The sequence below is a fragment of the Reyranella sp. genome (assembly GCF_965249915.1).
In the GTDB taxonomy this organism is placed as follows: Bacteria; Pseudomonadota; Alphaproteobacteria; order Reyranellales; family Reyranellaceae; genus Reyranella.
The window spans coordinates 1,323,266-1,349,560 of the sequence record NZ_OZ252257.1 but is presented as its reverse complement, the minus strand read 5'-3'; the positions used below and the strand labels follow the sequence as shown (position 1 = coordinate 1,349,560).

Sequence of the window (26,295 nt, the reverse complement as noted above, 5' to 3'; positions counted from 1 at the left end):
AGGGCTTAAGGACAATCGACATGGCCAAGCCGACTTCCATCCTGATCAAGATGATCTCCAGCGCCGACACCGGCTTCTTCTACGTCACCAAGAAGAACCCGCGCACCAAGACCGAGAAGCTCGAACTCAAGAAGTACGATCCGGTCGCGCGCAAGCACGTCGTGTTCAAGGAATCGAAGATCAAGTAACAGCCTGTCGCTCTGCAGGCTCGACGACCAAGCCGCCCTTCCGGGCGGCTTTTTCGTGGGATAGTCTCCCGCGCAATCCAAAGAGGAGGAAAGAGATCATGAGCGCCCAGCTTTCGCGCGACGACTGGAAAGGCCGCATCGGCGGTCTCAGCTACCGGAACCAGGCCTTCATCGGCGGCAAGTTCGTAGCCTCGCTGACCGGCAAGACCTTCGACTGCGTGAACCCGGCCACGGGCCAGGTCCTGACCAAGGTCGCCGCCTGCGAGCAGGCCGATGTCGACGCCGCCGTGAAGGCCGCGCGCGCCGCCTTCGAGAAGGGCACCTGGGCCAACATGGCGCCGGCCCAGCGCAAGCGCATCATGCTGAAGCTCGCCGACCTCATGATGAAGAACCGCGAGGAACTGGCCCTGCTCGAGACGCTCGACATGGGCAAGCCGATCGCCTTCTCGACCACGGTCGACATCCCGGGCTCGGCGAATACGGTGCAGTGGTTCGGCGAGGCGATCGACAAGATTTATGACGAGGTCGCCCCGACCCCGGGCAACGTCATCGCCATGATCACCCGCGAAGCCGCGGGCGTTGTGGCCTGCGTCGTGCCCTGGAACTTCCCGCTGCTGATGGCCTGCTGGAAGATTTCGCCCGCGCTGGCCGCCGGCAACTCGGTCATCCTGAAGCCGGCCGAACAGTCTCCCCTCACCGCGCTGCGTCTCGCCGAACTGGCGGCCGAGGCCGGCATCCCCGAAGGCGTGTTCAACGTGCTGCCCGGCTTCGGCGAGACCGCCGGCCAGGCGCTCGGCCGTCACATGGACGTCGACGTGCTGGCCTTCACCGGCTCGACGGAGGTCGGCAAGTACTTCCTGCGCTACTCCGGCGAATCCAACATGAAGCAGGTCTGGCTCGAGTGCGGCGGCAAGTCGCCGAACATCGTGCTGGCCGACGCGCCCAACCTCGACATCGCGGCGCGCCGCACCGCGTTCGGCATCTGGTTCAACCAGGGCGAGGTCTGCACCGCCGGTTCGCGCCTGATCGTCGAGGACAAGATCAAGGACGAGTTCCTCGCCAAGGTCATGGCGATCGGCCAGAAGATGATGCCGGGCGACCCGCTCGACCCGAAGACGCAGATGGGCGCCATGGTCGACGAGACCCAGACCAAGCGGGTCATGGGCTTCATCGACGCCGGCCAGAAGGAAGGCGCCAAACTCGCCATGGGCGGCAAGCAGGTGCACATCGACAATGCCGGCTCCTTCATCGAGCCGACCGTTTTCGACAATGTCGACAACCGGATGAAGATCGCCCAGGAGGAGATCTTCGGGCCGGTCCTGTCGGTCATCCCGGTCAAGGACGCCGAACAGGCCCTCACCGTCGCCAACGACACGATCTACGGCCTCGCCTCCGCGATCTTCACCTCCGACATCAACAAGGCGTTCAAGTTCTCCAAGGCCCTGCGCGCCGGCTCGGTGTGGGTGAACACCTATGACGGCGGCGACATCACCACGCCGTTCGGCGGCTACAAGCAGTCGGGCAATGGCCGGGACAAGTCCCTGCATGCTTTCGACAAGTTCACGCAGATGAAGACGACCTGGATCCAGCTCGGCTGAACCGTCTCCAATTGACCACACGACAAGGCGGCCCGCGGGCCGCCTTGTTTCGTTTGCTGTATCGGCTTGGCTCGAAACGTGCTTGATGAGGTCATGGGAGGCGTCATGACGTCACTGACGATCCGGCACGTCACGACCTACCGATACCGGCACCCGGTCGCCTTCGGCGAACACCGCATGATGCTGCTGCCCCGCGACTCGCACGATCAGCGCGTGATCGAGGTCAGCCTCGATATCAACCCCGCCCCCTCCAGCCTGCGCTACGAGAAGGACGATTTCGGCAACCACGTCGCCATTGCCGAGTTCGCCGGTGTCGCCACCGAGCTCACCTTCGCGAGCGTCGTCAGCCTCGAACATTCACCCGCCCGCGCCGCTCATCCCGATCTCGACGATGCCGCGGCCCTCTTTCCCGTCGACTACGCCGAGGAGAGGGCCGACCTCGCCCATTGCATCCATCGCTCCGATAGCGGGCCCGACGACGCGGTCGCCCAATGGGCGCGCCGGTTCCTGCCCGCGGACGGTCAGATCCCTGCCCTCGAACTCCTCAAGCGTCTTTCTCAGGGCATCCACGAGGGTTTCCTCTATCGTCGTCGCGAGGCCAAGGGCGTGCAGGCGCCGCTCGAGACGCTTGAGCTCGGGCATGGCAGCTGCCGCGACTTCGCGCTCCTGATGATCGATGCCGCACGCTCGCTGGGCCTCGCCGCCCGCTTCGCCTCCGGCTATCTCGCCACCATGCCGGACGTGGCGCCGACCGAGGCGCACGGCGCGACGCATGCGTGGGCGCAGGTCTACCTGCCCGGCACCGGATGGGTCGATTTCGATCCGACCAGCGGCAACGTCGGCAAGGCCAGTCTCGTTACGGTGGCGGTCGTGCGCGATCCCGAGCAGGCATTGCCGCTGCACGGTACCTTCGTCGGCTCCCGGGCCGACACTCTTGGCATGGAGGTTCACGTCAGCGTCACGCCCCATCCGGCCGAGACGGCCTGATCGATCTCCGCCGTATTGCGATTCGAGGGGCGTCCGGATGAAGATCCGCATTGGTTACGAGATCGTCTACGACCTACCGCAGCCCACGCCGATGATCATGATATTGGGCGCCCACCCGACGCGGTCCGGCGACCTCATCGAGCCCGACAGGCTGAAAACCGATCCGGCCGTCCCGATCACCCGCTATCGCGACGGGTTCGGCAACATGTGCAGCCGCCTGGTCGCACCGGCCGGACGCTTCCGGCTGTTCGGCAACGGCGTCGTCCGCGATTCGGGCATCCCGGAAAAGATCTTCCCGTCGGCTCCGCAGCATGCGGTCGAGGATCTGCCCTCCGATACCCTGGTCTATCTTCTCGGCAGCCGCTATTGCGACACCGACCGCCTGTCCGAAATCGCGTGGAGCCTGTTCAGTAACGGGCCGCCAGGCTGGGCCCGGGTCCAGGCGATCTGCGACTACGTGCACAATCACATCACCTTCGGCTACGAGTACGCCCGGCCGACCAAGACGGCGTGGGAGGCCTTCAACGAAGGCAACGGCGTGTGCCGCGACTACGCTCATCTCGCCATCGCCTTCTGCCGGTGCATGAACATCCCCGCGCGATACTGCACGGGCTATCTCGGCGACATCGGTGTGCCGCCGGTCGATGCGCCGATGGATTTCGCCGGATTCTTCGAAGCCTATCTCGGCGGCCAGTGGCACGTGTTCGATGCGCGCAACAACACGCCGCGCATCGGCCGAATCCTGATCGGCCGCGGCCGCGACGCCGCCGACGTGCCGATCACCCACACGTTCGGTCCCAACACGCTGGTGAGTTTCAAGGTCGTCACCGACGAGATCGTCTGACCGGCCCCCTGGCGCCGACCTTCGCAGCATCGCCTTCGACGCGTCCTGCGCGCCTCTGTATGCTCCGGAGACGCGACGGCACATCCTGGGAGCACGGGCGGCCGGCGCGACCGTGGGGGAGATCTCGAAGTGTTGGAACTCTGTATCGTGCAGCGCCTCCGGGCCTGCAATCCTGCCGTGCGGATCCCTTGGGACGAGATGGCGCACGCCGACCGGCCGCCCTCGGGCCGGTCATGAACAGCGAAGGATTGCACCGACTGAAGGAGCGCGGTCTCGACGAGATGCGCCGCTTCCTCCTCATGTTCGCCTATCTCTACGTGGTCTTCGGCCTGTTCGTCCTGAACGAAAGCCTGGTCCTCTCGGAGCGGAACCTGTCTTTCGCGCCCCAGGGGTTCGCGCTGATCAATGCCGCCGTCATGGCCAAGGTCATGCTGATCGCCGAGAACCTGAAGCTCGGCCGCCGGTTCGACCATATGCCCCTGATCTGGCCCGTGGCCTACAAGGCCGGCTTGTTCGCCCTGGCTTTCATGCTCTTCCACGCCGCCGAGCGAATCGGCCTCGGCATGGTGGCGGGCAAGACTCTGGCGGCCAGCATGCCCCATATCGGCGGCGTCACCTGGGAGGGCAAGCTGACGGTATGGGCCATCCTGGCCATCTCGCTCCTGCCATTCTTCGCGCTGCGCGAGATCGGGCAGATTATGGGTGAAGGAAGACTCTGGCGGTTGATGTTCCAGGCGCGTGATGCATCCGCGTCGGACAGGCGGCCGGTGGACACGCCCTAGACTCGACCGCGCAGGATCGCGTCGACGGAGGTCACCTGGGCGTATTCGCCATCGAGCAGCGCCAGCGTGAGCTGGTGCACGTCCTCCGCCGGCCAGAGCCGGCCCCTCAGGTCGCGCTTGTCGCACGACCAGCAGGCATCTGCCGGCAGCCGGATTTCGAAGCCGAGATTGGCGGCCACCCGCACGGTGGCCTCGACCGAGTTGGCGAGCAGGACGCCGCAGATCACGAGTCGAGGTTTCGCTCCGCCGCCTCCCGCCATCGCCTGCAGGCCGGCGGCAAGGTCGGTGCCGATGAAGGCGCTGTGGACCTTCTTGGCCACCACCAGTTCGCCGTCCAGCGGGGCCGTCAGGGGCAGGAAGTCGTTGCCTTCCTGGCCCGGGCGGAAGGGCGATTCGGGGTCGGTGCTGTCATGCTTCACATGGACGACCGGTGCCCCGCGGCGGCGCCAGTCGGCCAGCAGCCGGGCGATATTGGCCTCAGCGCCGGGATTGTTGCGGGGTCCCCATTTGGGATGATCCATGGCCTTCTGCTGGTCGATCACGATCAGAACGTCGTCAGCCATGCATCCCTGCCCTCTTGCGCCTCGCGCGCAATGGTAGTGGAGTTGCAGGCAACAAAAACAGGAGGAAACGATGCAGTTCGGTTATTTCACCATGCCCTCCCATCCACCTGAGCGCTCCCTGAAGGACGGGCACGAATGGGATCTTCAGGTGATCCGCTGGCTCGACGAACTCGGCTTCTCCGAGGCCTGGATCGGCGAGCATCACACCGCACCCTGGGAGCCGCATCCCTCGCCCGACCTGCTGGTGGCGCAGGCGCTCCTGCAGACCAAGAACATCCGCCTCGGTCCCGGCGGCTTCCTGCTGCCGTACCATCACCCGGCCGAGCTCGCGAACCGGGTCGCCATGCTGGATCACATTTCGGGCGGACGGCTGAACTTCGGCATCGCCGCCTCCGGCCTGCCCAGCGACTGGGCGATGTTCAACGTCGATGGCATGTCGGGCACGAACCGCGAGATGACGCGCGAGGCGCTCGACATCATCCTCAAGCTCTGGTCCTCGGCCGAGCCCTTCGACTACAAGGGCAAGTACTGGCACGTCACCAAGCCCGACACGATGTTCGGGTTCCTGAAGCCGCACATCAGGCCGCTGCAGACGCCGCATCCGCCGATCGGCGTCGCCGGCCTGTCCAAGGGCTCCGACACGCTGAAGCTCGCGGGAGAGAAGGGCTACATTCCGATGAGCCTCAATCTCAACCCCGCCTATGTGAAGAGCCACTGGGAGTCGGTGGAGATCGGCGCCGCCAAGTCGGGCCGCACGCCCGACCGCAACCAGTGGCGCCTGGTGCGCGAGGTCTTCGTGGCCGACACCGACGAAGAGGCGATGCGCCTGTCGGTCGGCTCGCACATGGGCCGCATGATGAGGGAATACTTCCTGCCCCTGCTCTCGCAATTCGGGTTTTTCGAATACCTGAAGCACGATGCCGGCGCGGCCGACTCCGACGTGACGCCGGAATATTGCGCCAAGCACAACTGGATCATCGGCTCGCCAAAGACCGTCGTCGAGAAGATCGAGAAGATCTATGACGAGGTCGGCGGCTTCGGCCAGCTCCTGGTCTTCGGCTTCGACTATGTCGAGAACCCGCAGGCCTGGCGCCGGTCCCTCGAACTTCTCTCGAAGGAAGTCATGCCCAAGGTGCAGCACCTCAAGCCCGGGATGGCGAGACTGGCGGCGGAGTAACGCCGCCGCCAGCCGATCCTGTTACGCCGCGACCGGCACGCTCTTGCCGGTCGCCGAGGCGACGCTGCCATGGAGATGTGCAACCAAGGCGTCGTCGAGCCTGAGGCGTGCGGCCAGCATCGCGAGATAGCCGCGCTCGGCGGCATTGTCGACGTCGATGGCCAGCAGCGAGGCGGTGTAGATTTCGGCCGCCTCCTCCGGCGTCGCCGCCGCGCCCGCGACGGCATCGACATCGAGCTTGGCGCGCAGCTCGTCCATCACGAACGCCTTGTCGTCGGCGCCCAGAGGCAGCTTGTCCATCTCGGCGAAAATGCGCGCCTGCTCCTGCGCGTCGACATGGCCGTCCGCCTTGGCGGCGGCGATCATGGCGCGCAACAGATGACGCGCCAGGGTCTGCTGGCCCGACTCGGTCGAGGGATTGAACGGGGTGCCGCTGGGCGCCGGCAACATGAGTACCGGAGCCTGCGGCGCTTGAGTCGCCGGCGCGGCGGCTTTGCCGCTCTGCCAGTCGTTGTAGGCCTTGTAGGCCAGCGCACCGACCGCAGCCATGCCACCGAGCTTCAGGGCCTCTCCGCCGATCTCGCGGCCGGCCTTACTGCCGAGCAGCAGCGCCGCAAGGCCCCCGGCCAGCGCCCCGCCACCGGCCCCGCTCAGGAAGCCGCCACCGCTGCCTTGGCTGCCGGTCGGGCCGACGCCCTGGCCGCCCGCCTGACCACCCATGAACTGTTCCAGCAAACGCTTCGCATCGAACATGACGCCTCGCCTTATTGGTTAGCTTGCGGGCTCAGATGATGTGCAATTGTGGCAAAACCGGGAGATTCAGGCTCGTTTCGAGAGAAACGCTGCCGCCGCGAACCCGAGGGCGGCGACCAGCATGATCCCGGCCAGGCCCCACAGGACGGGCGCGTACCCCCCGAACGCACCCCAGGCGAGCGAAGCCAGAACCGGCCCCGCGGCGCGCATGACGTTGGTTGGCATGGTCAGCGCCCCGGAGACGACGCCGTACCCCTCGGGGCCGATGAACTCGGGCACCGCCATGCCGCGCAGGATCGTCACGAGACCGTTGGCGACGCCGTAGACCACGGCAAACAGGATCAGAGCATAGACGTCGGTGATGCCCGTCGCGAGGAAGCCCATGGCAAGCGGAAAGGCGAAGTAGATCAGCGCACCCAGCTGGATGGTCGTGACGTGGCGCTGCCCGACCATCAGCAGCACCCGCCCCACGACCTGCATGGGGCCGATCAGGGCGATGATCGCCATGACCACGCCGGTCGGTACGCCGCGATCGTCGAGCAGCGGGATCAGATGGAAGCTCATGGCCGAGAAAGCGAGCCCGTAGCCCGCAAAGGCTACGACGAGCCCCCAGAAGGCCGGCACGCGGATGGCGGCGGCCAGGGGGCTCCTCCTCGCGATGCCTTCGGAGGGCGGCTTGGGCGCCGCGATGGGAACCGCCTCCACGCTCGGACCGGGCACGAACAGCCAGTGCATGACGGCGACACCGAGAACGATGACCGCCAGCACGTCGAGCGCGGGACGCCAGCCGATCCGCTCGACCAGGAACTGCGTGAAGGGAATGCCGAAGGTGCTCGCCAGGCCACCGAGGAACGTCATCAGCAGGATCGCCTGCTTGTAGCGCGGACCATAGACGCGGGTGATCACCGCGAAGGCGGGTTCGTAGAGCGTCACCGCCTGGCAGGCTCCGAGCCCGATCCACAACGCGTAGAACACCGGCAGGGACTCGACCCTCGACCACAGGAAAAGCAGCACCGAAGCGAGCACCGAACCGCCGGTCATCAGCAGGCGACCGTGACCGCGATCGATCCAGGCACCCACGGCGATGGAGCAGAGACCCGCGGTGAGCAGCCCCGCCGAGAGAGCACCGAACATCGCGCTGCGCGACCAGCCCAGCTCCCCGGTCATCGGCACGACGAACAGTGGGAAGGTGTAGTAGACGATGCCCCACGTCACGAGCTGGCCGAACGAGAGCATCCAGAGGATCGTCGACGGGCGCTTTCGCCACGCTCCCCCTGTTTCTTCCTTCGCCATAATGCCGCCAGCTCTGCCCGCTTCTTTACCGAACGATGACCCTAACGCCGCAAGGGCAGCGAGGATAGGCGCATGACCGACACCAAACGCATCAACCTCGCCCTGCAGGGCGGTGGCAGCCACGGCGCCTATACCTGGGGCGTGCTCGACGCGCTGATCGAGGACGGGCGACTCGAGTTCGAGGCGGTCAGCGGCACGAGCGCCGGGGCCATGAACGCCGCCATTCTCCTCCAGGGCTGGGCCAGAGGCGGCCCGGCCGGCGCGCGCGCGGCGCTGTCAGCCTTCTGGGGCGAACTCGGCCGGTTGTCGATCGCCAGCCCGATCCGGCGCACGCCGCTCGACCGGCTTCAGGGCAACTGGAACCTCGACGATTCACCCGGTGCCCTGTGGGCCGACCTGATCCAGCGCACCCTCACGCCCTGGCAGCGCAACCCGCTCAAGTACGATCCGCTGCGGGATCTGCTGACCCGGCACTTCGATCAGGAGTCGGTGCGCGCCTGTCACCAGATCAAGGCCTTCATCGCCGCGACCAACGTGGCGACCGGCAAGGTGCGCATCTTCACGCGCGAGGAACTGTCGATCGACGCGCTTCTGGCGTCCGCCTGCCTGCCCAGCATCCACGAAGCCGTAGTGATCGACGGCGAGCCCTACTGGGATGGCGGCTTCCGCGGCAACCCGCCGATCTGGCCGTTCATCTACAACAGCGACAGCGCCGACGTGGTGATCGTCGAGGTCGACCCGCCGCACCGCGAAGGCGTGCCCCGTTCAAATGCCGAGATTGCCGACCGACTGAACGAGATCACCTTCGGCGGGGCGCTGATGGCGGAGATGCGCGCCATCGCCTTCGTGCAGGAACTGATCGACAACGGCGCCCTCACCGGCGAATTCGGCGACCGCCTGAAGAAGCTCCTCATCCACTCGATCGGCGATCCCGCGACGCTGGCGCCGCTCGGCGCCGTCAGCAAGTTCAATATCGAGCCCGAATTCCTCGCCCATCTGTTCGAGGCCGGCCGCGCCTCCGCGACCGCATGGCTGGCGTCGACGTTCGACAAAGTCGGCGTCGAAAACAGCATCGACATCCGCGCGCGCTTCTTGTGAGATCGCTGCCGGGCAGGCAACGATGGAACGAAAGATGACACGTCTTCTCTCGGGAATTTGCGCGTTCGCAGTCGCCGCAGCGACCCTCGCGGCACCGGTACTGGCTTGCACGCGAACGCTCTATGTCGGCTCCGACAACATGGTCATCACCGGGCGCAACATGGACTGGGACGAGGACATGTCCTCGAACCTGTGGGTATTCCCGGCCGGGATGAAACGCAACGGAGCGGCCGGAGCGAACTCCATCGAATGGGTCTCCCGATACGGCAGCGTCGTGGCGTCTGGCTATGAAGCCGGCAGCGCCGATGGCATGAACGAGAAGGGTCTGGTCGCAAACCTGCTCTATCTTGCCGAATCGAAGTACGCACCGGCGGCGGTCGGACGGCCCGACCTTTCGATCGTCGCCTGGCCACAATACGTGCTCGACAACTATGCCACCGTCGCCGAAGCGGTGGAGGCGCTCCGCGGGGAGCCGTTCACGGTGCTGGCGCCCACCCTGCCCAACGGCGCGCCAGCCGCGCTGCATCTTTCGATTTCCGACCCTTCGGGCGATTCGGCCATCTTCGAGTATATCGACGGCAAGCTCATCATCCATCATGGCAAACGCTATACGGTGATGACCAACTCGCCGAGCTACGACCAGCAGCTTTCACTCGACGAATACTGGAAGACGGTTGGCGGCACGGCGTTCCTGCCCGGAACGGCGCGTGCAGCCGACCGCTTCGTGCGCGCCTCTTTCCTGTTGAGCGCCATTCCCCGCAAGGCCGACAAGAATTTCATCAAGGGCGTGCCGGAGCAGTCCTATGACTATCAGGCTGTAGCTAGCGTGATGAGTGTCATGCGATCGGTCAGTGTCCCGCTTGGCCTGACGACGCCGAACGAGCCCAACATCGCCTCGACCCTCTGGCGGACCGTCGCGGACCAAAAAAACCTCATTTACTATTTCGACTCGGCAACCCGTCCGAACACTTTCTGGGTGTCGCTCGGCAAGCTCGACCTGAAACCCGGCGCGCCGGTGAGGAAGCTCACCATCCAGAATGGCGAGGTCTTTTCCGGCGAGGTCGCTGGCTCGTTCAAGTCCGCCGAGCCGTTCAAGTTCCTGCCGGCCAGCCCGAACTGAGCACATGCGACTCCGGCTTCTCTTCAACCCGGCCGCGCCTGCGCAACCGGAGGGCTGAGCTCGACGTTCGATAAGTCGGCGCAGAGGACCTCATCAACATACCCGCGCGCTTTATATGAACAGGCAATGCGATTATATGGACGCTTCAGCCCCGAAAGGAACTCCATGAAGTCGCGCCTGTCCAAGATTTCGACCTTTGCTCTCTCCCTGGGTCTCGTCGCTGCGGCAGGCACGGCCTGGGCCTGCACCCGCACGCTTTACGTGGCCCCCGACAATACCGTCATGACCGGTCGAAACATGGACTGGGCCGAGGACATGGGCTCGAACCTCTGGGCGTTCCCGGCCGGCATGGCGCGGAACGGCGCGGCTGGCCCACAATCCATCGCCTGGACGTCCAAGTACGGCAGCGTCATCACCTCGAGCTATGAAGTCGGGACCGCCGACGGCATGAACGAAAAGGGCCTCGTCGGGAACCTGCTCTATCTGGCGGAGTCGGAGTATGCGAAGCCCGTGGCGGGCAAGCCCTATCTCTCGATCGCAGCGTGGGTTCAGTACGTGCTGGACAATTACGCTACAGTCGCTGAAACGGTCGAGGCGCTGCAGCAGACGCCTTTCAACCTGCTTGCGCCCACGCTGCCCAACGGCAAGGCCTCGACGTTGCATCTCGCGATCTCCGACGCCACGGGCGATTCGGCGATCTTCGAGTATGTCGGCGGCAAGCTTCAGGTGCATCACGGCAAGCAATATACGGTGATGACCAACTCGCCGATTTACGACCAGCAGCTCGCGCTGAATGAATACTGGAAGAGCATCGGTGGTCTCGTCTTTCTGCCGGGCACCAATCGCGCCGCGGACCGCTTCGCGCGGGCGTCGTTTCTCCTCGACGCGATTCCGCGAAAGGCCGACCCGTCCTACATCAAGAGCGTCCCGCAACAGTCTTTCTCGAACCAGGCTGTGGCGAGCGTCATGGGCGTCATGCGCTCGGTCAGCGTGCCGCTCGGCATTACGACCCCGGACCAGCCCAACATCTCGTCGACGATCTGGCGCACCGTCTCAGATCAGAAAAACCTGGTCTATTTCTTCGATTCGGCCACCCGGCCGAATACGTTCTGGGTGTCTTTCTCCAAGCTCGATCTCAAGCCGGGGGCTCCGGTGAAGAAGCTCACCATCCAGGATGGCGAAGTCTTCTCCGGCGAGACGGCTGGCGCATTCAAGGCGGCGGAGCCCTTCAAGTTCCTGCCGGCCACGCCCTGAAGCGATGCGGATAGGCATTGATCTCGGCGGAACCAAGATCGAAGGCCTCGTCCTTGACGATGATGGCTCGGAGCGCGCACGCCTGCGCGCGCCGACGCCCCGTGAAAGCTACGAAGCGACGGTCGCGGCCGTCGTTTCCGTAGTGCATGACCTGGAACGTGAGGTGGGCGCCCGTTGCCGGATCGGCATCGGGCATCCCGGCGCCATCTCGCCCGCCACGGGTCTCGTGAAGAATGCAAATTCCACCCGGCTGAACGGCCACCCGCTCGACCTCGACCTGAAAAAGGCCCTCGATCGCGAGGAAGTGCGCCTGTCGAACGACGCGAATTGCTTCGCCGTCTCAGAAGCGGCTGATGGTTCCGGTGCCGGTAGTGCCGTCGTTTTCGGCGTCATCCTGGGGACCGGAGTCGGCGGCGGTATCGTCATTGATGGGAAGCCGCTCATCGGTGCCCATGCCATCGCCGGTGAGTGGGGCCACAACGCCCTGCCCCTGCCGCGCGACGACGAGCGGCCCGGCCCGGGCTGCTACTGCGGGAGACGGGGCTGCATCGAAGCCTGGCTGAGCGGCCCCGCCTTCCAGAAGCAGTTCACACAGGCGTCCGGCCGCGACCTGCGTGCCACCGCCATCGCCGAGGCCGCCGCGTCAGGCGATACGCTGGCGTTGGAATGCCTAGAAACCTACTGTGATCGTCTGGCTCGAGCGCTCGCCAGCGTCATAAACCTGCTCGATCCGGACGCCATCGTGCTGGGTGGCGGGCTTTCCAAGATCCCGCAACTCTACGATCGCGTTCCCGAACTCTGGAAAGACTACGTCTTCTCGGAGCGCGACAGTATCGTCACGAAATTGCGGCCGCCCCGGCATGGCGATTCGAGCGGCGTGCGCGGCGCCGCCTGGCTCTGGCCGCTCTAGCGTCCTCTTCGCGGCACGGAGACGCGTCGCAACGCTCGCCAATTGCCCGGAATTGCCTTCACCTAAAAGGAAAATTTACTGCATCAATGCAACCCTAATGTTATGTATATTACTTAAGCTGTCATAGATTTTTCTCGTCGCGTGAGTTTTGCATGTCCCTGTTGCGCTCTGTCGGAATCGCCCTGGCCGCTTTGATCGCCAGTTGCACTTACGCAAGTGCCCAAACTTCCGCCGCGCCTCCGCCGGGAATGACCCAGGAACAGTTCAACAGCCTCGTCGATGCGATCAGCGATTCGGTGACGGAGAAGCTGAAGGCGGAAGGGGTAACGACCGCTCCCGCGGCAGCACCTGCAACGGCGCCGGCACCCGCTGCCGCCAGCAAGTCCAAGTCGAGCAAGGGGCCGCCGCCCGGCCCGAAGGTCGTGGTGACATCGATCAAGGATCGGCCTGACGAGTTCGGCATCTTCCTCGAAAAGGCCAGCCACGTGCCGGCCGCCCTGCCCGTCCTCGGAGAGAAGATCTCAAGTATTCCGAGCCTGCTCGATCGCAGCGCCCATGGCGGCCGCGGCGCATCGACCTTCCTGCTCCTGCTCGGAGCTGTCGCGATGGCCGCGCTGGCCGCGGAGGCGGTCCTTCGACTGCTGACACAGCGGCTTCGGATCCGGCTGTCGAGCGACGCCGGCCCCGAATTCGGGCTGCGTTCGCTGGCGCATGTCTCCGCCCTGGCCCTCATCGACGGCCTCGGCGTCCTTGCCGTCTGGGTCATCTGCCATGGCGCCGTCGGTGCCTGGTTTACGGGTCCGACGGGCCAGGACAAGCTCGCGGCCGCGGTGCTGACGGGTATCTTCTCCTGGCGCCTCTACATGCTGGTGTTCCGCATCATCCTGCAGCCGAATCTGAAGGCGGCACGGCTCTGTGATGTGCTCGACCAGGACGCCCGCGGGATGTACCTGCGAATCGCGGCTGTCATGTTCGTGATCATCCTCGGCCGCATTCTCGGCCAGGTCCTGGTTGCGATCGGCACGCCTCACGAAGCGATGATCGCCTATCAGGTCGTCGGGGCTGTGGCCTACGTCTGTGCCTTCCTCTGGCTGGTCCTGCGATCCCGCGAGGCCGCGCGGCAATGGTTCGTCGGCCTCGGGACGCTCGCACCGGTCATCGGCGCCATCGGGCGCAAGTGGGTGCCCCTCGCCACGGCCTTCTTCCTGGCACTCGGCGCCACACAGATCTATGGGGCCATTGCGGAACGGGCGCACGTCGCCAGCGCCATGCTGCTGACGCTCACCATCGTTGTCGGCATCCTGATCTTCGAGACCCTCATGCAGGCCGTCGTACGCCGGCTCGACTCGCTGATCGCGAGCCACAAGGCGGGCAGAACGACGACCACCCTGCCCGACATCGTGGCGCGCTGCGTCCGCGTCGCGATCATCATCGCCGCCGCTGTGATGATCGCCCAGAGCTGGGTCGTCGAAGTGTTCGCTCTCGTGAGCGAAGACGAGTGGGCCCACATCACGACCTCCTCGCGCACGGCAGGCTTCACCCTGTTCCTGGCGTTCGTGCTGTGGGAACTGCTCAAGTTCGTGACCGACCCCTACATGGGTGTGAAGAACAAGAGCGCGGCCGAGGCCATCGCCGATGGAGACGCGGCCGCCTCACCCGCCTCGCGCATCAGCACCATGATGCCGCTGCTGCGCAGGAGCGCGGCCGTCCTGATCGCCCTGGTGGCGATCATGGTCGCGCTCGACGATTTCGGCGTGAACATCACGCCGCTGATCGCCGGTGCTTCGGTGTTCGGCATCGCCATCTCCTTCGGCAGCCAGACGCTGGTGAAGGACATCGTCTCGGGCATCTTCTACCTGACCGACGATGCTTTCCGGGTCGGCGAGTACATCGACTGCGGAAAGGCCAAGGGCACGGTCGAAGGCTTCACCCTGCGCTCGATCAAGCTGCGCCACCAGAATGGCCAGGTCCATACGATCCCGTTCGGCCAGCTCGGCCAGATCACCAACTTCAGCCGCGACTGGATCACGACGAAATTCAATCTCCGTTTCGCCCGCGACACGGACATCGAGAAACTGCGCAAGGCGGCGAAGAAGATCGGAGCCGACATGATGGAGATACCGGCAATCAAGGCGGATATCCTGGCTCCCTTCAAGATGCAGGGCGTGGCCGACATTACCGACAACGCCTTGCTGGTGCGCTTCAAGTTCACGGCCAAGCCGGGCAATCCGGCCGCAATCCAGCGCGAAGCCATCAAGCGCATGTTCAACACGCTGCCGACCCTCGGGATCGAGTTCGCCAAGGAAGGCGCTGCAGTGGTGCTTCACACGACGACCGCCAGCGTCAACCCGGGCCAGGTCGCCCCGTCGGCTTCCGACACGCCCGTCGACGCAGTGGCCGCGGACATGCCGAAGGCTGCCGCAAGCTGAGGTGATCCCAGGGGGGGGGCGGTATCAACGCCGAACAAGCACCCAGGCAGGGAGGCCGGCCCGCGTCGGACGGTCCCTTTCAGAGAAAGTCTCTCGAATGAACACTGAAACAGAGTACCGCGCGGTGCCGGCACGCCGGCGGTGGGCTGGCGCGGCGCTCGCCGTCGCGCTTTCCGGCCTGCTCCCGTCAGGCGTGGCGCAGGCCGAGGAAGTGGAAGCTGACGGCTGGCGCTTCAATGCGACGGCCTATGGCTGGCTGACGAGCGTGAGCGGAAACGTGACGGCCAAGGGCCAGACCGTCGACATCAATGCCGGCTTCTTCGACGTCATCAACAACAGCAGTTCGGTGGCGGCCTTCAACGGCTACCTGGAGGCCGGCAAGGGCCCGGTCAGCGTCTATGGCGATCTCGTCTGGTCGAGCCTCGGTTTCTCCAAGTCCGCCGCGCGCTATCGCAATCCGCTGCCGCAGCTCACCGTCTCCGGCGTCGCCAACGCCCAAGCCAATTATACGATGACCATCGTCGAGGTGGGCGGGCTCTACGAACTCAAGCGCTGGGCTCCCAGCGAGGGTTCGTTCACGGCGTTGGATGCCCTGCTGGGTTTCCGATACTGGAACAATTCCGTCACCGCCAACCTCGGCGCGACGATCACCGCCGATCTCTACAATATGGGCTTCGAGCGCTCGTTCGGGCTGGCCACCGCCCGCTCCGGCACTCTCCAATGGATCGATCCGGTCGTGGGCCTGCGCCTGCGTCACCAGTTTGCACCGGGTCAGAACGTCTTCATTCGTGGTGACGTCGGTGGGTTCGGCCTGGGCAGCGTCTTCGCCTGGCAGGCCGTCGCGGCCTACACCTACTCCTGGCAGCGTCAGGGCTACGCCCTCGGCGCCACCCTGGGCTATCGCGCCCTCTCGACGAGCTATACCACCGGCTCAGGCCTCGATACCCAGGGCATCGACCTGATCCTGCACGGCCCGCTCATCGGCTTCAGCATTCGCTTCTAGGGGCGCCCGCCCGGCTACTTGCACTCGGGCTTGGGGAGCGCCTCCAGGCGGGTGATGCGGTATTCGATGCCGCCCTCGCCCTGCTCGTGGGTGCCGTAGAGTTCGATGCCGTTGTCCAGCGTGACGCTGCTCATCTCGAAGGCCGGTTCGCCCTGACCCTTGGCGTCGGTGTCGAAGAACCCGGCGCGGTAGTAGATGCGGGTGCGGCCGTCGACCAGCTCCTCGGCCCCTTCCGGGATCTTCACGTCGGCCAGCCGCCGCGGCACCTTGCCGATGACGGCATTGACCCGCTGGGGCGGCTTCACCTTGTCGCCGAAGAAGAACGGCGCATCGATGCCGTTCTCGCCGGCCTTTGCGGCGCGAATGGTTGCGCGCGCGATGGCGACCGGGAACAGCGTTCCGGCGGGCAGGGCAACCGTCTGGTTCGGAGGATCGCTGAAACGCGCCTCTCCGGTGCCATCGTCGGACATGGTCGCCTCGCCCTTCAGCAGGCTGGTCTGCTTGCCACCCGTGACGGAGCGATGCTCGAAGGTCAGCTTCCGGCCATCCTTGCTCTCGGTCATCTGCGTCTGCTGCTCGCTCACCACATCTGAGCGCTGGCCGGCGGTCTCCAGGCGAAGACGCTGGTAAATCACGTAGCCGTCACACGTGAGCTTCAGTTCGTAGGCGTAGGTGCCTGGCGTATTGCCCGTCGGCTTGCCGTTCTCGATCGCGGCGACTTCATAAACGGCCCGATGAGGCACCATCTCCTGCGCCGTCGCCGGAGACGCCAGGAGGACAAGGCCGGCAACGGGGACAAGCAGGGGACGGATCAGCATCGTGGCCTCGGCAGGGCTTGAAGTTGAACGAGACGGGAATCCACGGCGAAGTCACCGTAGTCCAACAGCATCGAGCGGGCGATGCCGTTACCCAGCAAGTCGAGGGCCAATTCGTACTCCGGATGGGCGCCCTGGTCACCGGTGGCGAAGAAGGCGAACCGCACGCTCCATGCGGGTTGGTTGCGCAGGAGCCCCACGTCGCCGCGCACCACCGGCGCACCGGTCTGCCGCGGCGGTCTGCCGATCACCGCATTCACCTGGAAGGCCCCGTCGAGACGCGCGCCGTCGAACACCAGATAGGACGCCGATTTGTCGCCGTCGCGGGCGTGGCGAAGGATCAGCGCGAGATGCGTCGTCGGGAACAGGGTCCCCGCCGGAAGCTCGAAGCTCCGCGCCTCCGGAAGCGTGAAACTCGCCCGCCCCTTGGCGCCCGGCGCATCGAGATCGGCATTGCCCCGCAACTCCTCCTCGACTTCGTTGTCCTGGATGTTGCGCACGCTGAACCGCAGCGAGAGGCCGTCCTTGGTCTCGTAGCTCGTGAAGCTCGAATCGGTCGTGAACTCATCCCCGTCGTTGCGCAGGAACGTCAGCTTGATCCGCTGCTTGACCTCCCAACCCTCGCAGGCCTCGACGGTCTCGAGCACCATGCGCCCGCTCACCTCCACGATCCCGCTGTTGGGACGTGCCACCGACAATTTCATGTCGTACGTCGCACGATGCGGCACGAGCGGCTGCTCCGCCTGTTGCGCCCGGGCGCCGCTTATCCACAGGCCCAGCAACAGCAGAACGGCGACGGCAGCGAGGACGACCGCTGTTTGGACGCGAGGACGGCGAATACTATACGTGGTCAACTGACGATGGCTTGAGCGCCTAGGCCTTGTAGCCGGACGGACAAGCGTAATATCCATGCGCGCGGAATACCAGAATGATCGCCTGCGTCAGGGCTGCACAGGGAGGATATCGTCAATGAGCAAAGCCAAGCCCCGGGTTATCGCCACCCGGCACTTCCCGCCCGACGTCGAGGCCCGTCTGGCAGAAAATTTCGACGCGCTGCTCAATCCCGAGGATCGACTTTACGACGGCCCGGCGCTGGCCCAAGCGTCCGTAGGCTTCGACGGCATCATGTGCGCTGCCGGCGACGCGCTGAATGCTGCGACCATCGCCGCCCTGCCCGCCTCGGTGCGCATGATCGCCACCTTCTCCGTCGGGTACGAGCATGTGGACGTGGCCGCGGCGGCCAGGCGCAACATCGTGGTCAGCAACACGCCCGACGTGCTGACCGACGCAACCGCCGACATCACGATGCTCTGCCTGCTGGGCGCTGCGCGGCGGGCGCACGAGGGCGCAACGATGCTGCGGACCCACAACTGGGTCGGCTGGACGCCGACGCAGCTCATGGGCACCCAAGTTACGGGCAAGAGACTGGGTATCCTCGGCATGGGTCGTATCGGCCAGGCGACGGCCGACCGCGCGCGCGCCTTCCGCATGCAGATCCACTACTCCAACCGCAGCCGGCTGGCGCCCGACCTCGAGAAGGGCGCGGTGTTCCACGCCAATCCCGACGACATGCTGCCGCATTGCGACTTCCTGTCGATCAATGCGCCGATGACGCCCGCGACCGCCAAGTGGGTGAATGCCGAGCGCATCGCCAGGCTGCCCAAAGGCGCGATCGTGGTGAACACGGCCCGTGGCGGCGTCGTGGATGACGAGGCCCTGATCGCCGCCCTGAAGAGCGGTCATCTCGCCTCGGCCGGCCTCGACGTGTTCGACGGCGAGCCCCGGCTGCACCAGGGCTACTACGGCCTCGAGAACGCGTTCCTGCTGCCTCATATGGGCTCGGCCACGGTCGAGACGCGCAATGCGATGGGCTTCAAGGCGCTCGACAATCTCGAGGCCTTCCTGCTCAGGGGGCAGACGCCGCCGGACCTCGTAAGGGCTTCTTAGCCGAGCGCTGGACCGTCTTCGCCTTCTTGGATTTGGCCGCCGCCGACGGCGCGGCCGCGACCGGCTTGGCCGGCTCGACGGTCGCCGTCATCGGCCCTTCCGCCGCGGGAGGCGGGGGCGGTGTGGTCTTGTAGGCGGCAGCATCCCAGCTCACGGCCGGCGCGTCGGAGGCCGGACGAAGTGGCGCGGAATACTCGACACCGCTCTCAGAGACCGAGCGCTGAGGCTCGGTATAGTCCGTGTTATAAGGATCCTTGCCGTCGACACGGGCCGTGCAGATCTGCCGGCCCCGGAAGATGCGCCAGATCGCGCAATCCTGCTTGGTCACCACTGAGTACACGTGGTCGGTCGACGTCTTGTCCGAGGCCGCAAGCATGCCGCCATCGGCCGCGTAGCTCGCCGCCGAAACGGCGACGGGCACCCCGCAGGCACTCGTCAGGAGAGGCATTCCCGCCACCAGCGGCAGCAGGAACCAGGAGAGCTGAAATGAGCTCATAATCTTCTTTATGAAAAGACTATAACTCATTGACCGTACTGGACTTTGCCAACCCGGTCAATTTGCACTCCTGGTGCCGGACCTAGTCCTTGCGGGCTGGCGGCAGGCGCAGCCCGATATGCAGCTCGCGCAGCTTCTCGGCCGGCACCTCGGCCGGGGCATCCATCATCAGATCCACCGCCGACTGGTTCATCGGGAAGGTAATGATCTCGCGGATGTTCGGCTCATCGGCCAGCAGCATCACGATGCGGTCGACGCCCGGGGCGGCGCCGCCGTGCGGCGGGGCGCCGAACTTGAACGCGTTCAGCATGCCGCCGAACCGCGCCTCGACCTCTTCCTTGCTGTAGCCTGCGATGCCGAACGCCTTGTACATGATGTCCGGCTTGTGGTTCCGGATCGCGCCCGAGCACAGTTCGATGCCGTTGCAGACGATGTCGTACTGCCAGGCCTTGATGGTGAGCGGGTCCTGCGTCTCCAGCGCCTCGAGCCCGCCCTGCGGCATCGAGAACGGGTTATGGCTGAAGTCGATCTTCTTCAGCTTGTCGTCGTATTCGAACATCGGGAAGTCGACGACCCAGCACAGCGCAAACTGGTCCTCGTCGATCACGCCCAGCTCCTGGCCGATCTTGGTCCGCGCCTGGCCGGCGAACTTCCAGGCGGTGTCGGCCGTGTCGGCGACGAAGAACACCGAGTCGCCATCCTCGGCACCGGTCAGCTCCTTCAGCTTGGCCAGACGCTCGTCGGCCACGAACTTGGCGATCGGGCCCTTCCCGGCCCCGTTCTCCAGCGTGATGTAACCGAGCCCCGGCTTGCCCTCGCCCTGGGCCCAGCTGTTCAGCTTGTCGAAGAAGCTGCGCGGCTGGCTGGCGGCCTTCGGTGCCCGGATCGCACGGACCACGCCGCCCTTGGCCACGATGCCGGCGAACACCTTGAAGTCGGAGCCGGCGAAGACCTCGCCCACCTCGTAGATGCGCAGCGGGTTGCGCAGGTCGGGCTTGTCCGTGCCGAAGCTCAGAAGCGCCTCGGCGAACGGGATGCGCGGGAACGGGAAGGCCGAAACCTTGCGCGGCGTCTCGCGGTTGAACGACGCGAACTCCTGGAAAACGCCGCCCAGCACCGGCTCGATCGCCTCGAACACGTCGTCCTGGGTGACGAAGCTCATCTCGAAATCGAGCTGGTAGAACTCGCCTGGCGAACGGTCGGCGCGAGCATCCTCGTCGCGGAAACAGGGCGCGATCTGGAAGTAGCGGTCGAAGCCCGACACCATCAGGAGCTGCTTGAACATCTGCGGCGCCTGCGGCAGGGCATAAAACTTGCCCGGATGCAGGCGGCTCGGCACGAGGTAGGAGCGCGCGCCTTCGGGGCTGTCGGCCGTCAGGATCGGCGTCTGGAACTCGGTGAAGCCCTGGTCGATCATCCGACGGCGCAGGCTGGCGATCACCTGGCTGCGCAGAATGATGTTCTTGTGCAGCTTTTCCTTGCGCAGATCGAGGAAGCGGTACTTGAGCCGCAGCTCCTCCGGCGTGGTGTCGTTTTCCTGGTAGACCGGGATCGGCAGCGGATCGGCCATGGACTGTACGATCAGATCGGCCGCATCGAGCTCGACGGCGCCGGTCGACAGCTTGGCGTTGACGGTCGAGGCCTCGCGGGCCACCACCTTGCCCGACACCGTGATCACGCTTTCGGTGCGAACGGCCTCGGCGGCCTTGAAGACCGGGCTGGACACGTCCACCACCACCTGGGTCACGCCGTAATGGTCGCGCAGGTCGATGAACAGCAGGTTGCCATGGTCGCGCTTGCGCTGCACCCAGCCTGACAGACGGGCCGGCTGGCCGACATGCTCGGGCCGCAGCTGGCCGCACGTATGGGTTCGGTAGACTGAAGACATTACGTTTTTCCGGGTTTGGAGGCCCGGCAAAAGGCACCGAAAGCCGAGGCAAGTCAAGGGAATGGCCGGTTCCCGCTCACGACAACTTTGCCGAAGGCGCCGCGGGGTCTATAGATCGTCCCCAATGAAGCTCATCACCACGACTGACGAGTTGGCGGCATTCTGCAAGCCCCTCGCCGATACCGAGTTTGTCGCCGTCGACACCGAGTTCATGCGTGAGCGGACCTATTGGCCCAAGCTCTGCCTGGCCCAGGTCGCCGGCCCCGACGACGCGGCCGCGATCGACACGCTGGCCGAGGGCATCGATCTCGCCCCGCTGGACGAGCTGATGCTCAACCCCAAGGTCCTCAAGGTCTTCCATGCGGCCCGCCAGGACCTGGAGATCTTCTATTTGCGCCTTCAGAAGGTGCCGGGCCCGCTGTTCGACACTCAGGTCGCCGCCATGGTCTGCGGCCACGGCGAGGCCGCCTCCTACGAATCGCTCGCGACACGTCTTGCCAAGGCCAAGATCGACAAGTCGAGCCGGTTCACCGACTGGAGCCGCCGCCCGCTCAGCGAGCGTCAGATCACCTACGCGCTCTCGGACGTCACCCACCTGCGGGTCGTCTACGAGAAGCTGAAGAAGCAGCTCGACAAGACCGGGCGGCTGTCCTGGATCTCCGAGGAGATGGCGATCCTGAACGATCCGGCGATCTATCGCGCCGATCCCGAGCAGGCCTGGCGCCGGCTGAAACCCCGCGGGGCCTCCCCGCGCGTCATGGCGATCCTGAAGGAGGTTGCGGCGTGGCGCGAGCGGACCGCGCAGCGCATCGACATTCCCCGCCAGCGCCTCGTGCGTGACGAGCAGTTGCTCGAGATCGCGGCCCATGCCCCGAAGTCGATCGAGGAACTCGCCGCGACGCGCGGCCTGGGCCGCGGCTTCGCGGAAGGCTGGCAGGGCCGCGAACTGATGGAAGCCATCGAACGCGCCCGGGCGCTGCCCGAGTCGGAACTGCCGGTCCGCGACAAGGCGCCCGAACAGATCCGGGCGCCCGGTGCCATCGTCGACCTCCTGCGCACGCTGCTGCGGCTGAAGGCCGAGCAGGCCGGCGTGGCGGGCCGCCTGGTGGCGAGCGCCGACGAGCTGGACCGGCTGGCCGCCGGCCAACGCGACATCGCGGCCCTCAAGGGCTGGCGACAGGAGGTGTTCGGGGCGGACGCCGTGGACCTGATCGAGGGCCGGCTGGCGCTGGCGCTGAACGGGGACCAGCCGAAACTGATCCAGCTCAAGCCGTCGTCCTGATCCCCAAATCTAGGCCGACACGATCATCGGCTTGAGTTCGAAGGCCTGGGCGGCCGTCTCCAGCCGTCGCGCGGTGACGTCTCCCAGGCTCCTCTTGAGCGCCGTCGGCACCAGCAACCGCAGCTCCCGCTCCGTCCGGCGAAGCTGCAGTTGCGGCAGCAGGCCGGGAGCGCCGCCGCTCAGATTGTAGGCAAGCCGCAGGCAGGCGCCGAGACGCCGGGCGAAGCTGCGGCCCTTGCTGTCGGTCAGGCGCAATGCCGTGTCGATCATCGCCGCCTTGGGGTCGCTCTTGTAGCGATAGGTGAGCGTCATCGCGAGGATGGCGCGCTCGCGGTGGCTCATCCCCGGCGCCGGCAGGTGCAGCACGCGGAAATAGGCTTGGTCGGCGCGATAGTCGGGATGGTCGTCCCATGAAATGTCGCTGAGGTGGCAGGCGGCCGTGCGCAGGATCCGCTCGCTCTCGCTCTCGCCGGCAAAGACCGGCGACAGCCAGTCGAAGATTTCTTGCGGCGAGAGATCGAACCGGTGCCAGCTCTCGCCCTGCTCCTCGGCGAAGGCGATCAAGGGATGACGAGCCCGCTCCTGCTCGCTCAGTCGCGAATAATAGAAACCCTCGCGCAGGCCGAAGGCCGAGAAGACGACGGTCTTGGGCTTCAGGACGGCCAGCAGCCGGTCGAGCGCCAGGCAGGCGAGCGGCAGGGTGTCGACCCGACGACGCGAGACGCCCGGCATTTTTTCCAGCGACTTGGGGCTTTGCACGGCGATCAGCCGCGCCACCGCCCGTGCCTCGTCGGCGGGAATCTCGTACTGGTGGATGATGTGCAGCGGGTAGCCCGCCTGCTCCATGTGCAACCGGGCAAAAGCACGCCACGCCCCGCCGACCGCATAGAAGACCTTGCCCGGCTCCTCACGCAGCCAGCGCACGCCCTCGATCGCATCGACGACGGCCTTGCGGGGATCGCCCTTGCCGGAGGACATGAGGCGCAGAGGTCCCACCGGCAGCGTGGTCGAAGAGCCGAGACGCCCCTGGGAGAGCGACGCCAGTTCGAGACTGCCGCCGCCCAGGTCGCCCATGACGCCCTCGGCACCGGGCATGCCGCACATCACGCCGTAGCCCGAGTAGCGTGCCTCGTCCTGGCCGCTCACCGTATGCGCAACGATGCCCGGACGACTCGCCAGCTCCCTCATGAAATCGGCGCCGTCGGCCGCATCGCGCACGGCGGCGGTTGCAAGCAGGTCGAGCGACGTGACCTTCATGTTGTGGGCCAGCGTCGCAAAGCGGTCGATGTTGGCCAACGCCATCTCGACGCCTTCGGGATTGAGGCGCCCGGTCGCGTCGAGGCCGCGTGCCAGCCCGCACAGGACCTTCTCGTTGAAAACCGGCAACGGCGCACGGCTCGCGCGCTCGTAGACGACGAGTCGGATCGAATTCGAGCCGACGTCGATGATGCCAACGCGGCCCTTTCGGAGAGGGTTGTGCGAGGCGGTGGCGCCCGTGGTCGGATGGCCGTCCATGTGCGCTCCCTCTAGCCGAAACCGCGGCGGATTGCAGCGCCGCAATGGGCGCGACCCGACGCCGCTGGCCCGCTCAGGAGCTCAGAACCAGTCGCGGCACCGCACCGCTCAACTTCAGCGCGCTGCCGCGCCCGGAGAGCGACGGGTTCGTCATGAAGTAGTGGTGCGCGATGAAGGGTTCCTTGCCGGTCTGCGGCCGGTGATAGTTACCGTCCTGTGACATCAGCCAGCTCTGGCCGTCATCCTTCAGGTTGGCCACCATGATCTGGTCGAGGACCTGCTCGCGAACGGTCTGGTTCTCCACCGGGCAAAGGAGCTCGACACGCCGGTCGAGATTGCGCGGCATCCAGTCGGCCGAGGACAGGAAGACCTTGGCCTCGAGCGAGGGCAACGCCCGGCCGTTACCGAAGCAGATGATGCGCGCATGCTCCAGGAACCGGCCGACCATGCTCTTGACGCGGATATGCTCGCTGAGACCCGGAACGCCGGGCCTGAGGCAGCAGATGCCGCGCACGACCAGGTCGATCTGGACGCCGGCGCCGGACGCCGCATAGAGGCGATCGATCAACGCGCCATCCACCAGCGAGTTGAGCTTGGCCCAGATCGCCGCCGGCTTGCCCGCCTTGGCGTTGGCGATCTCGGCATCGATCAGGCTGTAGAGGGTCGGCCGCAACGTCACCGGTGCGAACGCGATCTTCTCCATCTGCTCGGGGCGCGCATAGCCGGTCATGTAGTTGAACAGGCGCGCCGCATCGCGACACATCGCGGGATCGCAGGTGAAGAACGACAGGTCGGTGTAGATGCGCGCGGTGATCGGGTGATAGTTGCCGGTGCCGAAATGCACGTAGGTGCGGATCGACTGCGCCTCGCGGCGGACCACCATCGAGACCTTGGCGTGCGTCTTGAGGTCGATGAAACCGTAGACCACCTGCACGCCGGCGCGCTCTAGATCGCGCGCCCAGCGGATGTTGGCCTCTTCGTCGAAGCGCGCCTTGAGTTCGACCAGCGCCGACACGGTCTTGCCCGCCTCTGCCGCCGCGATCAGCTCCTTCACGATCGGCGAATCGGCACTCGTCCGGTACAGCGTCTGCTTGATCGCCACGACCGCGGGATCGCGCGCCGCCTGGCGCAGGAACTGCACCACGACGTCGAAGCTCTCGTAGGGATGATGGACGACGATGTCCTTCGCGCGGATCGCCGCAAAGCAGTCGCCGCCAAAATCGCGGATACGCTCGGGAAAGCGCGCATTGTAGGGCTCGAACTTGAGGTCGGCCCGGTCGTCGACAATCACCGCCTTCACGTCGCCGATGTTCAGCATGCGGTCGAGGTGGAAGACATGGACGGTCTGGGTCTGCTCCGGGATCTCCAGCTGGTCGAACAGGAAGTCGCGCAGCTCGGCCGGCATGGCGCTGTTGACCGAGATGGAGATCAGGTCGCCGCGGCGGCGGCGCTTCAGCGCGCTCTCATAGAGCAGGACGAGGTCCTCGGCCTCCTCGTTGATCTCGACGTCGCTGTCGCGGATCACGCGGAAGAACGCGCGTTCGATGACATCGTAACCGGGGAACAGACGCGGCAGATAGATGTCGATCAGATCTTCGAGCGGCAGGAAGCGGATGTCCGGCCCCGGCAACCGCACGAAGCGGTCGACCTGCGGCGGCAACGGAAGCAGCGCCATCAGCGGACGGCGATCGTCACGCCGCTGCAGCTTCAGGATCGCCGAGAACCCGCCATTGGGAATGAACGGAAACGGGTGCGCTGGGTCGATCGCCAGCGGCGTGAGGATCGGGAAGACCTGGTCGATGAAATAGGTATCGAGCCAGCTCCGCTCCGCCTCCGTGAGCTCACCCGCGTCCAGCACGGCGATGCCCGCTTCGCGCAGATCGTCCTGCAGCGACGCCCAGACGTCCTGCTGATGGGCCATCAGCGTGGAGGCGCGCTCGCGGATCGCCACCAGTTGCTCAGCCGGCGTCATGCCGTCATCGCTCAGCATCGTCGACCGCGTCTGCAGCATGTCGACCAGACCCGCGACCCGGACCATGTAGAACTCGTCGAGGTTCGCCGCCGAAATCGACAGGAAGCGCACCCGTTCCAGCAGCGGATGGCGCTTGTTCGTCGCCTCCTCCAGCACGCGGGTGTTGAAGGCCAGCCACGACAGTTCACGATTGATGAAGCGTCGGGGGCTATCGGGTGGTATTTCGAGCGAAGCCGGATCGGCGGAGTTGAGCGCGTCCATGTGAACCCCGTGCGGGGCACTCTCCCTGAAATTATGCACAGGAACGGTAGCGTCTCCACATGACCCTGTCATGGCAATTAACTAAACCATTGTTCCTGTTGGATTTATTGGAATGACGGG

23 protein-coding genes are annotated in these 26,295 nt (G+C 65.6%); 14 read left to right on the top strand and 9 right to left on the bottom strand.

The window, feature by feature from the left end; translation table 11 throughout:
- Positions 1 to 20 precede the first annotated feature (20 nt).
- From rpmG to ACP15H_RS06605, 5 genes are all read left to right on the top strand, one after another.
- A complete protein-coding gene (gene rpmG / locus ACP15H_RS06625) occupies positions 21 to 188 on the top strand; it encodes a 50S ribosomal protein L33 (protein ID WP_020696277.1) in 168 nt (55 codons plus the stop codon).
- A gap of 98 nt (positions 189 to 286) precedes the next feature.
- Positions 287 to 1,786 (top strand): aldehyde dehydrogenase, encoded by a 1,500-nt coding sequence (locus ACP15H_RS06620; protein ID WP_425065408.1) that lies wholly within the window; start codon positions 287 to 289, stop codon positions 1,784 to 1,786.
- A 105-nt stretch (positions 1,787 to 1,891) separates the two neighbouring features.
- On the top strand, positions 1,892 to 2,773 hold the full coding sequence (locus tag ACP15H_RS06615) for a transglutaminase family protein (RefSeq protein WP_425065407.1): 882 nt from the start codon (positions 1,892 to 1,894) through the stop codon (positions 2,771 to 2,773).
- Positions 2,774 to 2,810: 37 nt separating this feature from the next.
- Complete coding sequence (locus ACP15H_RS06610; RefSeq protein WP_425065406.1) at positions 2,811 to 3,617, top strand: transglutaminase-like domain-containing protein; 807 nt, start codon at positions 2,811 to 2,813, stop codon at positions 3,615 to 3,617.
- 233 nt (positions 3,618 to 3,850) lie between these two features.
- The gene (locus tag ACP15H_RS06605) at positions 3,851 to 4,399 is read left to right on the top strand and encodes a hypothetical protein (protein ID WP_425065405.1); all 549 of its coding nucleotides are present in this window, start codon (positions 3,851 to 3,853) and stop codon (positions 4,397 to 4,399) included.
- Here ACP15H_RS06605 and ACP15H_RS06600 read toward each other — a convergent pair.
- Positions 4,396 to 4,962, bottom strand: a complete 567-nt coding sequence (locus ACP15H_RS06600) for a cysteine hydrolase family protein (RefSeq protein ID WP_425065404.1) — start codon at positions 4,960 to 4,962, stop codon at positions 4,396 to 4,398. The two genes, ACP15H_RS06605 and ACP15H_RS06600, sit on opposite strands and share 4 nt — an antisense overlap.
- Before the next feature lie 70 nt (positions 4,963 to 5,032).
- Here ACP15H_RS06600 and ACP15H_RS06595 point away from each other — a divergent pair, with 70 nt between their 5' ends.
- Complete coding sequence (locus ACP15H_RS06595; RefSeq protein WP_425065403.1) at positions 5,033 to 6,139, top strand: LLM class flavin-dependent oxidoreductase; 1,107 nt, start codon at positions 5,033 to 5,035, stop codon at positions 6,137 to 6,139.
- A gap of 21 nt (positions 6,140 to 6,160) precedes the next feature.
- Here the strand turns inward: ACP15H_RS06595 and ACP15H_RS06590 are convergent, their stop codons facing one another.
- Together ACP15H_RS06590 and ACP15H_RS06585 are read right to left on the bottom strand one after the other, a co-directional pair.
- A complete protein-coding gene (locus tag ACP15H_RS06590; protein WP_425065402.1) occupies positions 6,161 to 6,892 on the bottom strand; it encodes a tellurite resistance TerB family protein in 732 nt (243 codons plus the stop codon).
- 66 nt (positions 6,893 to 6,958) lie between these two features.
- A complete protein-coding gene (locus ACP15H_RS06585) occupies positions 6,959 to 8,185 on the bottom strand; it encodes an MFS transporter (protein WP_425065401.1) in 1,227 nt (408 codons plus the stop codon).
- Positions 8,186 to 8,257: 72 nt separating this feature from the next.
- Between ACP15H_RS06585 and ACP15H_RS06580 the strand changes: the two genes are divergently transcribed.
- From ACP15H_RS06580 to ACP15H_RS06555, 6 genes are all read left to right on the top strand, one after another.
- A complete protein-coding gene (locus ACP15H_RS06580; protein WP_425065400.1) occupies positions 8,258 to 9,283 on the top strand; it encodes a patatin-like phospholipase family protein in 1,026 nt (341 codons plus the stop codon).
- Between the two features lie 34 nt (positions 9,284 to 9,317).
- Positions 9,318 to 10,403 carry a linear amide C-N hydrolase gene (locus tag ACP15H_RS06575; RefSeq protein WP_425065399.1) on the top strand — a complete coding sequence of 362 codons (1,086 nt, stop codon included), beginning with the start codon at positions 9,318 to 9,320 and terminating at the stop codon, positions 10,401 to 10,403.
- Positions 10,404 to 10,568: 165 nt separating this feature from the next.
- Positions 10,569 to 11,657, top strand: a complete 1,089-nt coding sequence (locus tag ACP15H_RS06570; RefSeq protein ID WP_425065398.1) for a linear amide C-N hydrolase — start codon at positions 10,569 to 10,571, stop codon at positions 11,655 to 11,657.
- A complete protein-coding gene (locus ACP15H_RS06565) occupies positions 11,578 to 12,567 on the top strand; it encodes an ROK family protein (RefSeq protein WP_425065397.1) in 990 nt (329 codons plus the stop codon). Before ACP15H_RS06570 ends, ACP15H_RS06565 begins: the two co-directional genes overlap by 80 nt.
- Positions 12,568 to 12,815: 248 nt before the next feature.
- Complete coding sequence (locus ACP15H_RS06560) at positions 12,816 to 14,996, top strand: mechanosensitive ion channel family protein (protein WP_425065396.1); 2,181 nt, start codon at positions 12,816 to 12,818, stop codon at positions 14,994 to 14,996.
- 97 nt (positions 14,997 to 15,093) lie between these two features.
- Positions 15,094 to 15,999 carry a hypothetical protein gene (locus ACP15H_RS06555; protein ID WP_425065395.1) on the top strand — a complete coding sequence of 302 codons (906 nt, stop codon included), beginning with the start codon at positions 15,094 to 15,096 and terminating at the stop codon, positions 15,997 to 15,999.
- A 14-nt stretch (positions 16,000 to 16,013) separates the two neighbouring features.
- Here the strand turns inward: ACP15H_RS06555 and ACP15H_RS06550 are convergent, their stop codons facing one another.
- Both ACP15H_RS06550 and ACP15H_RS06545 read right to left on the bottom strand, forming a co-directional pair.
- Positions 16,014 to 16,817, bottom strand: a complete 804-nt coding sequence (locus ACP15H_RS06550) for an EipB family protein (RefSeq protein ID WP_425065394.1) — start codon at positions 16,815 to 16,817, stop codon at positions 16,014 to 16,016.
- Positions 16,811 to 17,725, bottom strand: coding sequence for an EipB family protein (locus tag ACP15H_RS06545; protein ID WP_425065393.1), 915 nt, complete (start codon positions 17,723 to 17,725; stop codon positions 16,811 to 16,813). The genes ACP15H_RS06550 and ACP15H_RS06545 overlap by 7 nt, the downstream gene beginning before the upstream one ends.
- A gap of 58 nt (positions 17,726 to 17,783) precedes the next feature.
- Between ACP15H_RS06545 and ACP15H_RS06540 the strand changes: the two genes are divergently transcribed.
- Complete coding sequence (locus ACP15H_RS06540) at positions 17,784 to 18,761, top strand: 2-hydroxyacid dehydrogenase (RefSeq protein ID WP_425065392.1); 978 nt, start codon at positions 17,784 to 17,786, stop codon at positions 18,759 to 18,761.
- Here the strand turns inward: ACP15H_RS06540 and ACP15H_RS06535 are convergent.
- Positions 18,721 to 19,257: a hypothetical protein gene (locus ACP15H_RS06535; RefSeq protein WP_425065391.1), complete on the bottom strand. Its 537-nt coding sequence runs from the start codon at positions 19,255 to 19,257 to the stop codon at positions 18,721 to 18,723. The two genes, ACP15H_RS06540 and ACP15H_RS06535, sit on opposite strands and share 41 nt — an antisense overlap.
- An 82-nt stretch (positions 19,258 to 19,339) precedes the next feature.
- A complete protein-coding gene (aspS, locus tag ACP15H_RS06530) occupies positions 19,340 to 21,145 on the bottom strand; it encodes an aspartate--tRNA ligase (protein ID WP_425065390.1) in 1,806 nt (601 codons plus the stop codon).
- A 124-nt stretch (positions 21,146 to 21,269) separates the two neighbouring features.
- Here aspS and rnd point away from each other — a divergent pair, with 124 nt between their 5' ends.
- A complete protein-coding gene (gene rnd / locus ACP15H_RS06525; RefSeq protein ID WP_425065389.1) occupies positions 21,270 to 22,427 on the top strand; it encodes a ribonuclease D in 1,158 nt (385 codons plus the stop codon).
- A gap of 9 nt (positions 22,428 to 22,436) precedes the next feature.
- On the opposite strand, the gene ACP15H_RS06520 is transcribed toward rnd, so the two are convergent.
- Positions 22,437 to 23,942 (bottom strand): exopolyphosphatase, encoded by a 1,506-nt coding sequence (locus ACP15H_RS06520; protein ID WP_425065388.1) that lies wholly within the window; start codon positions 23,940 to 23,942, stop codon positions 22,437 to 22,439.
- 73 nt (positions 23,943 to 24,015) lie between these two features.
- Positions 24,016 to 26,175, bottom strand: a complete 2,160-nt coding sequence (locus ACP15H_RS06515) for an RNA degradosome polyphosphate kinase (RefSeq protein ID WP_425065387.1) — start codon at positions 26,173 to 26,175, stop codon at positions 24,016 to 24,018.
- Between the last annotated feature and the right edge of the window lie 120 nt (positions 26,176 to 26,295).